This is a genomic window from Pseudomonas sp. Pseusp21 (genome assembly GCF_059492145.1).
The window spans coordinates 3,554,218-3,566,842 of record NZ_CP168520.1 but is presented as its reverse complement, the minus strand read 5'-3'; the positions used below and the strand labels follow the sequence as shown (position 1 = coordinate 3,566,842).

The following is a 12,625-nucleotide window of genomic DNA, read 5'->3' as shown; positions in this document are numbered from 1 at the left end:
GATTGCGGTCGGATGCCCATTTTTTGTGCTCGATGATTGGGGCCGGATCAGGCCGAGAAGAAGTACCGGGTCAGGTGAAAGAAGATCGGCGCGGCGAAACAGATCGAGTCCATGCGGTCGAGCATCCCGCCGTGGCCCTTGATCATCGTGCCCCAGTCCTTGGCGCTCAGGCTGCGTTTGATCGCCGACATGACCAGGCCGCCGAGGAAGCCCATCACCACGATGACCAGCGACATCAGCAGCGACTGCCAGAAGCTGAACGGCGTCATCCAGAACATGCAACCACCGATCAGCGTGGCGGACAGCCCACCGCCGACCAGCCCTTCCACGGTTTTTGACGGGCTCACCAGCGGCGCAACTTTGCGTTTGCCGAACAGCTTGCCGAACACGTACTGCAGCACATCGCTCATCTGCACCACGAATACCAGGTAGAACAGCAGCAGGGCGTTCTGACCCTGGAAACCCTGCAGGTCCAGCAACAGCAGCGCCGGCGCATGGCTGATGCAGTAGATGCAGATCATCACGCCCCACTGAATCTTCGCCGTGCGCTCCAGAAAGCCCTCGGTGTCCTGGCTCAACACGGCAATCGCCGGCAGCAGCAGGAATGCATACACCGGCACCAGCAGGGTGAACATCGAATACCAATGGGTGCCGATCAGCAGGTATTGCAGCGGGATCAGGATGAAAAACGCCGAAAACAGCGCGTTATGGTCACCGCGTGCGGTCGGCGTGAGTGTTATGAACTCGCGCAGCGCAAACAGCGAAATGAAGCCGAACAGCACCACCGTCGCATTGGGGCCGAGCAGCCAGGACACAAAGAAAATAATGACCATCCCCCACCAGGCATTCACGCGCTGGTTGAGGTTTTCGATGGTCGCGATGGAGCTTTCGCTTTTCGCCCGCCGTGCCAGTACGCCGCCAATCAGCGAAGCCACCGCCAGCAACCCGGCGATTGCCGCGAAGAACCACAGGAACTTGGTTTCCAGACTCATTTCGACAACCTCACGATGGCGTCACGCGCCCGTTCCAGAAACGCCTGTTTCTCCTCACCGGCAATCCTCTGCAGCGGGTCGCCGATGCGGATCGTGCAGATGATCGGCAGCGGCACGTGTTTGCCTTTTGGCATCGAGCGATGCAGGTTTTCCAGGTAGATCGGCACCAGATCGACGTCCGGAAAGGTTTCGGCAAGGCGGAAGATCCCGGACTTGAATTCCCCCGGCAGCGCCTGGGTGGAGCGGGTACCTTCGGGGAAAATGATGATCGAGTGGCCGGCCCGCACTACATCGAAAATCGGCTCCAGCACATTGGTGCCCGGTGCCGGATTACGCTCGATCAGCACCGCGTTCAGGCCTTTCTGCGAGATGTACGATAGAAAGCGGTTCTTGCCCCAGTAGTCGGCGGCGGCCACCGGTTTCACGTTCAACCGGGCTTCCGGCGGCAGTGCGGCGATGATCGCCAGGGTGTCCATGTGGCTGGTGTGGTTGGCGTAGTAGATGCGCTGGCGCGTGAGGTCCGGCGGGCTTTCCCAGCGGGCGGTCACGCCGATCAAGAAGCGCAGCACCGAAATCAGCGCATTACTGATCCACATGGGCCTTCCCCTTCAGTTGTCTGGCGATGGCCAGGGTGCGCGTCACGCAGGTCGCGACGGAGCCAAGGGCGATGATCACCAGCGCGATCAGCAAAGCGTAGTGGGTCGCGTAGTAAATGGTTTCGAACACGTTCAACAGCAACGCCACGGTCATCACCGCCATCCGGTGCTGCTTGGCCATCGGTCCCATGAAGCTCTGGGTGAGCCCTAGAGCGCCGCCGAACACACGGACATACGCTGTCAGCGCAGCGGCCAATGCTGCGAACCAGCCAAGATCGGACTGGCCGATGGCAAAACCCAAGCCGACGATCAGCAGACTGTCGGCTACTCGATCCGGAAACTCGTTGTACAGGCTGCCAACGGCCGACTGCTTGCCGCCTTCGATCGCCACCATCCCGTCGAACAGATTGCACAGCAGCCGCAGTTGAATGCCGACGATACACAGGATCGAACCGGCCACGCCGTTATCGATGTACAGCGTCACCGCGCCGAACAGCGCGAAGAGCATGCTGATGACGGAGATCTGGTTGGGGGAGATGTCCCGCTTGACCAGTTCATCCGTGAAGCGTTTCGCCCAGCCCGCGGAGCGGGTCTTGATGGGCCGTCTGTTTTCATCCATTTGCCAATGTCCGTATCAGTGGTAAGCCGTCAATTGATGACTGAGGCTGGCAATATAAAGGCACGTGCGCAGCATGAAATATATTGATGTAAGAACAGTCCGCGACATTTGTCAGAACAATCCACATCGAAAGTGTGTGCTTAAGCAGGGCGAAGGCTTGATGGATTGACGGCGCCTTGCGGGAAGTCCTGCAATTGTGCGGCTAAAGAAGTCTTGTGAAGTATGCAAAGTGTGCGATGACATCAAATTGATGGCACTTTTATTGATACCAGTTGTCCTCCTCGATTTGTTTAAAGATGCCTATCTGTTTTCGGAAGATTCCTACTTTATTTTCTTTCCAGTGTTGTCATGCTTTCGTCCGTATTTTGGAACGTGCGTTCAAGGAGGTGTCGGCGGGTTTCAGGCAGCCGCTCTGGGACGCAGGTTACGCCGGGGTTTGAAAGGCACGGTTGATATAAGCCGATATCAGGGAAACCCCTGAGACATATAGGGCGATCTCCTACAGCGCCCAATGAACAGTTCGTCTTGTTGTTTAATCAGATGCTTGCTAGTGGCCATCATAGTGATTACGATGCGCGCACTTGAAAGAGCAAACACTCAATTGGATGAGTCTTCCGACTGCTCTTCGATACTGTCCCGCGCCGCTGCAACTCCAATAGGCGCACGACCGTAATCCTTATAAAGGCCATGGATGTCCTACTCAAGCAAACTTTCCGCCCATTACCTCGAACTCGCTAAAGTCTCTGTTTCCAAAGAGAATTTTGCGGGCGAAGACGTTCGTTTCTCGAGCGAATTCGAGGCCCTGGAAAGCGAGCTGGCCAAAGCCTCGTCGATGCACGAAAGCGGGCAGATCGACTGGCTGAAAATTCGCGAAAACAGCGAAAACCTCCTGCGCACCCAATCCAAGGATTTGCGTGTCGGCGCCTGGCTGACCTGGTCGCTGTACCAGCGTGAATCCTTCCCCGGCCTGCTGGCCGGCCTCGGTTTTCTGCACCACTTGTCGGAAAACCACTGGGCCGAGATTCACCCGCTCAAACCCCGCACCCGGGCCGCCGCCATTGGCTGGCTGGTGCCGCGTCTTGAGCAGGTGATCACCGAGAACATCGCGATCAAGGAACAGCTGCCGATGTTCCGGCAGTTGTCCGAGCATCTGTCCGGTCTCGACGCCGCCTGCACCGAGCATCTGGGCGATGATGCGCCGCTGCTGCTGCCGCTCTCCCGCCGCCTGAAAACCATGATCCAGCGCGCCGCCGACAACCAGCCGGCACCCGGCGTGGTGGGCGCGGCAGTGGCCCAGGTCAAGCAGGCGGCGACTCAGTTGCTGGCCCCCGGCGCGCCGATCGACAACGAGAAAGAAGCCCACAAGGCCCTGCGCGCCCAGCAGGAAAGCGCCCGCCCGTTGTGCGCCTGGTGGCTCAAGCAGAAAGCCACCGACCTGCGCGCGCTGCGCCTCAACCGCACCTTGCTGTGGATGACGATCGACGCGGTGCCCGAGCGCAACGCCGAGCAGATCACCGTGCTGCGCGGGTTGCCGGTGGACAAGCTCAAGCAGTATCAGGACCGTTTCGATCAGGGCAAATACGCCGACCTGCTGGTGGAACTGGAGGCGAGCCTGGCGAAGGCGCCGTTCTGGTTCGATGGCCAGAGGATGGTCTGGGAATGTCTCCAGAACCTCAACGCCGAGCTGGCCATGCGCGAAGTGGAAATCCACTTCGCGCTTTTGATTCAACGCCTGCCCGGCATCATCGAGCTGCGTTTCCATGACGGCGCGCCGTTCGCCGATCCGTCCACCCGGGCGTGGATCGCCGGCAACGTCATGCCGCACCTGCAAAGCGCCAGCGCGCCGCGCAAGGTCGAGACCGAGAACGCCGAAACCCAGCCGGCCTGGGAAAAGGCCCTCGAAGAAGTCCAGCCGATCCTGCGCAAGGAAGGCCTCAAGCCCGCGGTGCAGATCCTCAAGCAGGGGCTGCAATCGGCGCACGGCGGCCGCGAACGCTTCTTCTGGCAGTTCGCCCTCGCGCGGCTGTGTTTCCTGGCCAAGAAATACGAACTGGCCAAGAACCAGCTCGAAACCCTCGATCAGACATTACAGGACTCAGGCCTGCACGCCTGGGAGCCCGATCTTGCATTGGAAGTGCTGCACCTGCTGCACAGTTGCTGCGAGTTGTTACCGCAGAACCATGCCGTACGTGAACGCAAGGAAGAGATTTATCGCAGGCTGTGCCACCTCGACCTCGAAGTGGTACTCGAATAGGCCCCAGGGCCACAACCGCAAGGAGAAAAGCCATGGCCAAAGAAGGCTCGGTAGCCCCCAAGGAACGCATCAACGTCACCTTCAAACCCGCCACCGGCGGTGCTCAGGAAGAGATTGAACTGCCGCTGAAGCTGCTGGCAATCGGTGACTACACCCACCGCAAGGACGATCGCAAGATCGAGGATCGCAAGCCGATCAGCATCGACAAGATGACCTTCGACGAAGTGCTGGCCAAGCAAGAGCTGGGTCTGACGCTGAGCGTGCCGAACCGTCTGCAGGAAGATGGCGAGGCCGACGAGCTGGCTGTGCAACTGCGCGTCAACTCCATGAAGGACTTCAACCCGGCCAGCCTGGTCGAGCAAGTGCCTGAGCTGAAAAAACTGATGGAACTGCGCGACGCGCTGGTGGCCCTCAAAGGCCCGCTGGGTAACGCACCTGCGTTCCGTAAAGCCATCGAAGGCGTGCTCGCCGACGATGAATCCCGCGGTCGCGTACTCGGTGAGCTGGGCCTGAACGCCGCAGCTCCGGACGCTTGAGACTCCAGCAGCCAAGGAAGCCAACACAATGAGCACTAGCGCAGCACAACAGAACGCCGCAGAAAACGGCGAATACAGCATCCTCGACAGCATCATCGCCGAAACCCGCCTGACGCCGGACGACGAAGCCTACGACATCGCCAAACGCGGTGTGTCGGCGTTCATCGAAGAGCTGCTCAAGCCGCAGAACAATGGTGAGCCGGTCAAGAAAGCCATGGTTGACCGCATGATCGCCGAGATCGATGCCAAGCTCAGCCGTCAGATGGACGAAATCCTGCACCACCCGGACTTCCAGGCCCTGGAATCGTCGTGGCGTGGCCTGCAACTGCTGGTCGACCGCACCAACTTCCGCGAAAACATCAAGATCGAAATCCTCAACGTCTCCAAAGAAGACCTGCTAGACGATTTCGAGGACTCGCCGGAAGTCATGCAGTCGGGCCTGTACAAGCACATCTACACCGCTGAATACGGCCAGTTCGGTGGTCAGCCGGTTGGCGCGATCATTGCCAACTACTACATGTCCCCAAGCTCGCCGGACGTGAAGCTGATGCAGTACGTGTCCAGCGTAGCCTGCATGTCCCACGCACCGTTCATCGCCGCCGCCGGCCCAAAATTCTTCGGTCTGGAAAGCTTCACCGGTCTGCCGGACCTGAAGGATCTGAAAGATCACTTCGAAGGCCCGCAATTCGCCAAATGGCAGAGCTTCCGTACCTCGGAAGACTCCCGCTACGTTGGTCTGACCGTGCCGCGTTTCCTGCTGCGTAACCCGTACGACCCGGAAGAAAACCCGGTCAAATCGTTCGTGTACAAGGAAAACGTTGCCAACAGCCACGAGCACTACCTGTGGGGCAACACCGCTTACGCGTTCGGCACCAAGCTGACCGACAGCTTCGCCAAATTCCGCTGGTGCCCGAACATCATCGGCCCACAGAGCGGCGGCGCGGTTGAAGACCTGCCTCTGCACCACTTCGAAAGCATGGGCGAAATCGAAACCAAGATTCCTACCGAGGTTCTGGTTTCCGACCGTCGTGAATACGAACTGGCCGAGGAAGGCTTCATCTCCCTGACCATGCGTAAAGGCTCCGACAACGCGGCGTTCTTCTCCGCAAGCTCGGTGCAGAAGCCGAAGTTCTTCGGCATCAGCGCAGAAGGCAAGGCTGCAGAGCTGAACTACAAGCTCGGCACCCAACTGCCGTACATGATGATCGTCAACCGCCTGGCTCACTACCTGAAAGTGCTGCAGCGCGAGCAACTCGGTTCGTGGAAAGAACGTACCGACCTCGAGCTGGAACTGAACAAGTGGATCCGCCAGTACGTGGCCGACCAGGAAAACCCGAGCGCCGAAGTACGTGGCCGTCGTCCGCTGCGCGCTGCGCAAGTGATCGTCAGCGACGTTGAAGGCGAGCCGGGCTGGTACCGCGTCAGCCTGAACGTGCGTCCGCACTTCAAGTACATGGGTGCCGATTTCACCCTGTCGCTGGTTGGCAAGCTGGACAAAGAGTAAGAGCGACTCATGGACGGATACGGCAGCCTTTTCGAACGCCTCAACGGCGACGCGGAACTACGCAAGGGCAGGAGCCTCGAGGCTTCGGCCATGGCGTCGGTGGCTGCCCATCTGGCCAAAATGCTCAGCACCCGGGCCGGCAGCGTGCAAACGCTGTCCGACTACGGGTTGCCCGATCTCAATGACATGCGCCTGAGCCTGCACGACTCCCTGAGTCAGGCCCGCCTGGCCATCGAAAGCTTCATCGAAGCCTACGAGCCGCGCCTGAGCAACGTGCGTGTCATTTCCCTGCCGCGTGACCACGATCAGCTCCGCCTGGCCTTCAGCATCGAAGGCCTGCTGGAAGTCGAGGGTTTCAAGCGTCAGGTCAGTTTCTCCGCGCGCCTGGATGGCAGCGGTCAAGTGAAGGTCAACTAAGGAGAACCCCGATGTCTGGCAAACCTGCAGCACGCGTATCCGACCCCACCGCTTGCCCGCTCCCCGGCCACGGCACCAACCCGATCGCCGCCGGTTCCGGCGACGTGTTCTTCGACGGCCTCCCGGCCGCTCGCCAGGGCGATGCCTCGGCGTGTGGTGGTGCGATGGTCGGCGGTTTGGCCACGACGGTGAAAATCAATGGCAAGTCTGCTGTCACTGTGGATTCCGTGGGCTCTCACGGTAACAAAGTCACTGCCGGTTCCGGGACGGTGATTATCGGCAATTCACATTCGCCGGCGCCGTTTGTGCCGCCGTTGCCGGTTGAACTCAAATGGCCATTTAACGAGCACTTCGTGATCAATTGCGAAGAGACAGGCAAGCCGCTAGCTGGGGTGGAATACACACTTAAAACAGCTTCGGGGAAAATCATAAACGGTGTGACAGGTGCCGACGGGAAAACTCAAAAAGTGTTTTCCACTACTGCAGAAGCGGTTGAGCTGATCATAGATCCACAGAGTAGGGTTGTTCTCGCTTAGTTGTTGAACTTTAAAACTGGCGAAATTTGCGTGAAGTGATATCAGAGGGATGTGAAGATGGCTGCAACGACAGTAGCAACGACAATGACTCCGGCGAGTAACAAGTCCGGCCAGACTGCTACTGCACGTCAGTTCAAGATTACTGATATTCCGAACACGATGAGAAAAATCAACTGGCCTGTTGCAGCGGATCTGATGGCCCATTGGTTCAATGGCAAACCGTGGCCAAACGAAAGTGGTGGGATGGATGATGCTGTTAAAAGGCATGAAGCTTTTGCACCGGCAGAGTACATCGAAGAGTCCATAGTAAAAATGAGTTGGGTCCTTGGGTTTGAGCGTGCAAATACCGCATTCAAACAACTCAAGGCAAATTGGAATAGTCCCCTTGGGACCGATCTGATAAAGCAGAGATTGCGCAAGGCTTTTTCCAATAGTGCTCCTGGTTGTTATCCACTGGCTTTCAATGGAGTGGCCAGTGCTGCTGAAAAATTTGGTTACTCCAATAATAAAGTTGTCGAGTTCGAGCAGACCGGTGCTGATGACGTAAACGAGCTTCGAGCAGCACTCGCTAACTTTAATTTGCGTGTCATCGCCGAAGGCTCAGTGGTCGTTACAGGCAAGAGCATTGTTTTTACTCCATCAAAAATTGGTTTTTATATTGAAGATGCATACGACTTTAATGATGGAATTGCTCTTTTTAGTCAGGTTCTAGGCTACTGGAACTTTGATAAATTGATTACTGATCCCGCCGTCGGTTTTAAAACAAACGCAAAGCTGGCCGCCGAAATGAATTCTGTGGTGGCCGAGTCAACGTACAAGCAGGTAACGGGGCAGCAATCCCCTCAGCAAAAAGAAGAAGCCATACGTCGTTATAGAGAACTGGAAGGCAAACATTACATGCTTGTTCAAAATAGCGATTTTCGTGATTATCGGGATAAAAATAAAAAAGGCGGAGACTTTCGCGTTTATTCGGACATCTTGTACGAAACTGTATCAGTCGCGCCTATTGAGGTCCTTTTCAAATGAATTCATGGCGTAAGACTTTTATAAGCTTTGTAGCGCTTTTTGCTAGTTTGGTAATTGCTGTTGCTTTCATTGTAAATGGTGTTTTGAGTCGTGCGTCTGATGTCTCTAAAAAAAGTCCGTCCGGACAGTACCTTATAGAGTCTGTTCCTGCGAGTTCAATTTTAACTCCGAGAGATTCAGTTTATTTGCGTTTCACAGACTTAAATGACCCTGGTCGTGTTTATCGTACTCCTCTGTTTTCAGATGTTTCGTTGGATATGAGTGCGGATGAGGATGAAGAAACGGTGGGCGTTATCTTCATTGCGCTCAGCAAGAAAAGTAAGCAGTTCACGCTGGCATTGTCCAATCCACGAAAGCACTGGATGGATTTCTTTATTAGCAATACCCCTTACAAGGTTTTGGAAAATTGAAGGTCGCAATTCATGGTGCAGGTACTTGGTACGGGAATGTGAAGCCGGCATGAACATCTACGCCCGCGTTGCCATGAACCTGGCTTTCCATGCCGCTGGATGTGTTGCGTACGTTTTCCTGAACGACGCAGTGGTCGTTGCCTACAAAGCATTCAACGGCGGCTTCACCACCCGTGGCGTAGGCATCGGCATCGCACATTACATGTTCATTTATATTTTTTTCGCGGTGAACGCACTGGTTGCTGTGTTCCCGAACCTATGGGCAAAACTCGGCCTGCTCGCGCTGATGGTCTCTTGGATTCTATTCATGATGGTGCCCGACAACCCGTTGCGGGCGCTGTTCTACACCGTGGCTCAGGGCGGGGTGACGTTGCTGGCGATTCTGGCCACGCAGGTCATTGAGCTGCGCCTGGAAAAGCGCGCGTTGATGCGGCAGGCATTGCCTGCGATTGCTTCGCAGGTCGTGGTTTCGAAGATGAGGGCCTGCCCGTGATCGGTGTATCGAACGAGATGCCCATCCTCAGCCGCGCGCAGCTGAGTTTTTTCATGGGTGCCTTGTGGACGCCATTCTTGGCCATGCTGGCATTTTCATCCTATGGCCTGTGGATTGGCGATTATTCGACATTCGATTCGTCCGAGACCCACTGGGTGTATCTGTTGTGGTTCGGCGTGCCCGGACTGTTGTTGTTTGCGCTGTGGGTATCGCGGGCCGCGAAGAGCCGCAATGAGCAGCAGGCGCTGCGGATGATCTGGTTGGCGCCGTTGAAGTTCATCCCTTTCTACGCGGTGCCATGGATGCTTTATGGCTTGTGCAGCCTGGTCGTCGGGCCGTTCGACAATGCTTTCATGGCCTACGGATGGATCCTGCTCGTGCCGTACCTCCTGATCGGCGGTTACGTGTGTGCCGGTGTGACAGTCGCGCTCTACAGGATATTTTTTTGATGAGTTCCACTACCAGGCAGGTAACCCGTGTCCTTTAACCACTACTACCAAAGCGAACTCACCGCACTGCGCCAACTGGGCCGCCGTTTCGCCGAGCGTAGTCCGGCGTTGGCGCCGTTCCTGGGGCAGGCCGGGCGGGATCCGGATGTGGAGCGGTTGCTGGAAGGCTTTGCGTTTCTGACCGGGCGGCTGCGCCAGAAACTCGATGACGAGTTGCCGGAGCTCAGCCACTCCCTGATGCAATTGCTGTGGCCGAACTACATGCGTCCGCTGCCGGCGTTCAGCATTCTGCAGTTCGATCCGCTCAAGCGTTCCGGGCCGGCGCTGAAGGTCGAGCGTGACACGCCGATCGAGAGCGTGCCGATCGAAGACGTGCGTTGCCGTTTCCGCACCTGCTACCCGACCGAAGTCATGGCACTGGATCTGGCCGCGCTGAACTACTCGGTGAAGGGTGACGGCTCGCTGCTCAGCCTGCGCCTGGAGATGAGTGCCGACGGCCACCTCGGCGAGCTGGAGCTGAGCAAACTGCGCCTGCACTTTGCCGGCGAGCGCTATATCAGCCAGATGCTCTACCTGAGCCTGCTGCGCAACCTCGACGGCATCGAACTGATCCCGCTCGACGGCGCCGGCAAGCCGATCGATGGCGTGAGCGGCAAGCCGATGGCGTTCAAGATTCCGGGCGACCGCGTGAAGCCGGTGGGCTTTGCCGAAGAAGAAGCGTTGATCCCGTATCCGCTGAACACCTTCCGCGGCTATCGCTATCTGCAGGAATACTTTGCCTTCCAGGACAAGTTCCTGTTCGTCGATGTCCACGGTCTCGACATCCTCAAGGCGCTGCCGGAAGACACGCTCAAGCAGATGCGCGGCCTGGAATTGCGTTTCGACATCCGCAAGAGCGGCATCATGCGCATGCGTCCGACCCTGGATAACGTGAAGCTGTTCTGCACGCCGATCGTCAATCTGTTCAAGCACGACGCACTGCCGATCCGCCTCGACGGCAAACAGGACGAATACCTGCTGCTGCCGGCCGAATACGATCTGGAAAATTGCGGCGTGTTCTCGGTGGAAACCGTGACCGGCTGGAAGCCCGGTGGGCTCGGTTATCAGGAGTACGTGCCGTTCGAATCCTTCGAGCACGACCCTAGTTTCGACGTGCCCAACAGCCGTCCGCATTACAGCATCCGTCAGCGCTCGTCGCTGTTGCACGACGGTCTCGACACCTACCTGAGCTTCGGCATCCGCCACACCGAAGCCCATGAAACCCTGTCGATCGAGCTGGTCTGCACCAACCAGAACCTGCCGCGCAAACTCAAGCTCGGGCAGATCTGCATGGCCTGCGAAGAGACCCCGGAGTTCCTGAGTTTCCGCAACATCACCCCGGCCACTTCCAGTTTCGCGCCGCCGCTGAACCGTGACTTCCTGTGGAAGCTGATCAGCAACATGTCGCTTAACTATCTGTCGCTGGCCGACGTCAATGCACTGAAGGTGATTCTCGAAACCTACGACCTGCCGCGCTACTACGACCAGCACGCGGAGAAGGTCAGCAAACGCCTACTGGGCGGCCTCAAGCACATCAAGCATCACCACGTGGACCGCTTGCACCGTGGTCTGCCGGTACGCGGTCTGCGCACCGAACTGACCATCGACCCGGAAGGGTATATCGGTGAGGGCGATCTGTTCGTCTTCGCCTCGGTTCTCAACGAGTTTTTCGCGCTTTACGCCAGTCTCAATTCATTCCACGAGCTGCGGGTAAAAAGCACACAGGGAGAGGTGTACCAATGGACACCACGTATGGGCCTGCAGCCCCTGCTTTAAGCGGGCTGACGAAGGTAATACGCGAGTACTCGCTGTTTCAGGCCGTGCTGCTGGTGATCGACCGGCTGCGCGATGCGCACCCGTACCTGAGCGAAGACGACCTGTACGACCAGCTGGAATTCCAGGCCAATCCGAGCCTCGGATTTCCGCGCAGCGACGTCGATCGCGTGGAGTTTTTCGAAGAGCACGGGCAGATGCGCGCGCGCCTGCGCTTCAACCTGATCGGTCTGGTCGGTTCCGGTTCGCCGCTGCCGGCGTTCTACGGCGAGCAAGCCCTGGGCGACAGCGAAGACGGCAACCCGACGCGCAACTTCCTCGACCTGTTCCACCATCGCCTGCAACGGCTGATGCTGCCGATCTGGCGCAAGTACCGCTATCGCGCAAGCTTCCAGAGCGGCGCGGTCGATCCGTTCTCCTCGCAGCTGTTCGCCCTGATCGGCCTCGGCGGCGACGAGATCCGCAAGGCCAAGGAACTGAACTGGAAACGCCTGCTGCCGTACCTCGGCCTGCTCAGTCTGCGGGCGCACTCGGCGGCGCTGATCGAAGCGGTGCTGCGTTACTACTTCAAGCACGAAGACCTGGTCATCGAGCAATGTATCGAGCGCCGCGTGGAAATCCTCGAAGAACAGCGCAACCGCCTCGGCTTCGCCAACAGCGTGCTCGGTGAAGACCTGGTGCTGGGCGAACGCGTGCGCGATCGCAGCGGCAAATTCCGCATTCACATCACCGAACTCGACTGGGAACGCTTCCACGAATTCCTGCCCATCGGTTTCGGTTACCAGCCGCTCTGCGCGCTGGTGCGGTTCACCCTGCGTGACCCGCTCGATTACGACATTCGCCTGGTGCTGCGCCCGGAAGAAATCCGCGAACTGCGCATTGGCGAGAAGAACGACTGTCGCCTGGGGTGGACCAGTTGGCTGGGCTGCGAGAAAGCAGACGGCGTGGTGACCCTGGGCAGCAAAATTCATTAAGGACGTG

General features: G+C 57.8%; 14 protein-coding genes. 11 read left to right on the top strand and 3 right to left on the bottom strand.

Annotated elements, in window-relative coordinates; genetic code table 11:
* Nucleotides 1-47 precede the first annotated feature (47 nt).
* Genes ACEN93_RS16325 through ACEN93_RS16315 form a run of 3 tightly spaced genes read right to left on the bottom strand, consistent with a single transcriptional unit; the run spans nt 48 to nt 2,207 of the window.
* Complete coding sequence (locus ACEN93_RS16325; protein WP_039765128.1) at nt 48-992, bottom strand: phosphatidate cytidylyltransferase; 945 nt, start codon at nt 990-992, stop codon at nt 48-50.
* Nucleotides 989-1,588, bottom strand: a complete 600-nt coding sequence (locus tag ACEN93_RS16320) for a lysophospholipid acyltransferase family protein (RefSeq protein WP_039765129.1) — start codon at nt 1,586-1,588, stop codon at nt 989-991. The genes ACEN93_RS16325 and ACEN93_RS16320 overlap by 4 nt, the downstream gene beginning before the upstream one ends.
* Entirely contained in the window at nt 1,575-2,207 is a 633-nt protein-coding gene (locus tag ACEN93_RS16315) for a CDP-alcohol phosphatidyltransferase family protein (RefSeq protein ID WP_039765131.1), read from the bottom strand. Before ACEN93_RS16315 ends, ACEN93_RS16320 begins: the two co-directional genes overlap by 14 nt.
* Before the next feature lie 691 nt (nt 2,208-2,898).
* On the opposite strand from ACEN93_RS16315, the gene tssA reads away from it, so the two are divergent.
* From tssA to tssG, 11 genes are read left to right on the top strand one after another with little or no spacing between them, the layout of a single operon-like run.
* A complete protein-coding gene (gene tssA, locus ACEN93_RS16310) occupies nt 2,899-4,461 on the top strand; it encodes a type VI secretion system protein TssA (RefSeq protein ID WP_495610265.1) in 1,563 nt (520 codons plus the stop codon).
* Between the two features lie 32 nt (nt 4,462-4,493).
* On the top strand, nt 4,494-4,997 hold the full coding sequence (tssB, locus tag ACEN93_RS16305; protein ID WP_003229587.1) for a type VI secretion system contractile sheath small subunit: 504 nt from the start codon (nt 4,494-4,496) through the stop codon (nt 4,995-4,997).
* Between the two features lie 28 nt (nt 4,998-5,025).
* Nucleotides 5,026-6,501, top strand: coding sequence for a type VI secretion system contractile sheath large subunit (gene tssC / locus ACEN93_RS16300; RefSeq protein WP_011336600.1), 1,476 nt, complete (start codon nt 5,026-5,028; stop codon nt 6,499-6,501).
* A gap of 9 nt (nt 6,502-6,510) precedes the next feature.
* Nucleotides 6,511-6,918: a type VI secretion system baseplate subunit TssE gene (tssE, locus tag ACEN93_RS16295; protein WP_039765135.1), complete on the top strand. Its 408-nt coding sequence runs from the start codon at nt 6,511-6,513 to the stop codon at nt 6,916-6,918.
* An 11-nt stretch (nt 6,919-6,929) separates the two neighbouring features.
* Nucleotides 6,930-7,454 (top strand): PAAR domain-containing protein, encoded by a 525-nt coding sequence (locus ACEN93_RS16290; protein WP_495610264.1) that lies wholly within the window; start codon nt 6,930-6,932, stop codon nt 7,452-7,454.
* Nucleotides 7,455-7,511: 57 nt separating this feature from the next.
* Nucleotides 7,512-8,480, top strand: a complete 969-nt coding sequence (locus ACEN93_RS16285; RefSeq protein WP_074689936.1) for a DUF6402 family protein — start codon at nt 7,512-7,514, stop codon at nt 8,478-8,480.
* A complete protein-coding gene (locus ACEN93_RS16280) occupies nt 8,477-8,890 on the top strand; it encodes a hypothetical protein (protein WP_074689938.1) in 414 nt (137 codons plus the stop codon). Before ACEN93_RS16285 ends, ACEN93_RS16280 begins: the two co-directional genes overlap by 4 nt.
* Before the next feature lie 49 nt (nt 8,891-8,939).
* A complete protein-coding gene (locus ACEN93_RS16275) occupies nt 8,940-9,383 on the top strand; it encodes a hypothetical protein (RefSeq protein WP_074689940.1) in 444 nt (147 codons plus the stop codon).
* 17 nt (nt 9,384-9,400) lie between these two features.
* Nucleotides 9,401-9,832: a hypothetical protein gene (locus tag ACEN93_RS16270; protein WP_495611556.1), complete on the top strand. Its 432-nt coding sequence runs from the start codon at nt 9,401-9,403 to the stop codon at nt 9,830-9,832.
* 27 nt (nt 9,833-9,859) lie between these two features.
* Nucleotides 9,860-11,647, top strand: a complete 1,788-nt coding sequence (gene tssF, locus ACEN93_RS16265) for a type VI secretion system baseplate subunit TssF (RefSeq protein ID WP_011336593.1) — start codon at nt 9,860-9,862, stop codon at nt 11,645-11,647.
* Nucleotides 11,611-12,618: a type VI secretion system baseplate subunit TssG gene (gene tssG, locus ACEN93_RS16260; protein WP_039765146.1), complete on the top strand. Its 1,008-nt coding sequence runs from the start codon at nt 11,611-11,613 to the stop codon at nt 12,616-12,618. Before tssF ends, tssG begins: the two co-directional genes overlap by 37 nt.
* Nucleotides 12,619-12,625: the final 7 nt, after the last annotated feature.

Bases quoted from the DNA above. Each gene is read 5' to 3' on its own strand.
- ACEN93_RS16325 (WP_039765128.1), bottom strand. From the start codon at position 992: ATGAGTCTGGAAACCAAGTTCCTGTGGTTCTTCGCGGCAATCGCCGGG.
- ACEN93_RS16320 (WP_039765129.1), bottom strand. From the start codon at position 1,588: ATGTGGATCAGTAATGCGCTGATTTCGGTGCTGCGCTTCTTGATCGGC.
- ACEN93_RS16315 (WP_039765131.1), bottom strand. From the start codon at position 2,207: ATGGATGAAAACAGACGGCCCATCAAGACCCGCTCCGCGGGCTGGGCG.
- tssA (WP_495610265.1), top strand. From the start codon at position 2,899: ATGTCCTACTCAAGCAAACTTTCCGCCCATTACCTCGAACTCGCTAAA.
- tssB (WP_003229587.1), top strand. From the start codon at position 4,494: ATGGCCAAAGAAGGCTCGGTAGCCCCCAAGGAACGCATCAACGTCACC.
- tssC (WP_011336600.1), top strand. From the start codon at position 5,026: ATGAGCACTAGCGCAGCACAACAGAACGCCGCAGAAAACGGCGAATAC.
- tssE (WP_039765135.1), top strand. From the start codon at position 6,511: ATGGACGGATACGGCAGCCTTTTCGAACGCCTCAACGGCGACGCGGAA.
- ACEN93_RS16290 (WP_495610264.1), top strand. From the start codon at position 6,930: ATGTCTGGCAAACCTGCAGCACGCGTATCCGACCCCACCGCTTGCCCG.
- ACEN93_RS16285 (WP_074689936.1), top strand. From the start codon at position 7,512: ATGGCTGCAACGACAGTAGCAACGACAATGACTCCGGCGAGTAACAAG.
- ACEN93_RS16280 (WP_074689938.1), top strand. From the start codon at position 8,477: ATGAATTCATGGCGTAAGACTTTTATAAGCTTTGTAGCGCTTTTTGCT.
- ACEN93_RS16275 (WP_074689940.1), top strand. From the start codon at position 8,940: ATGAACATCTACGCCCGCGTTGCCATGAACCTGGCTTTCCATGCCGCT.
- ACEN93_RS16270 (WP_495611556.1), top strand. From the start codon at position 9,401: ATGCCCATCCTCAGCCGCGCGCAGCTGAGTTTTTTCATGGGTGCCTTG.
- tssG (WP_039765146.1), top strand. From the start codon at position 11,611: ATGGACACCACGTATGGGCCTGCAGCCCCTGCTTTAAGCGGGCTGACG.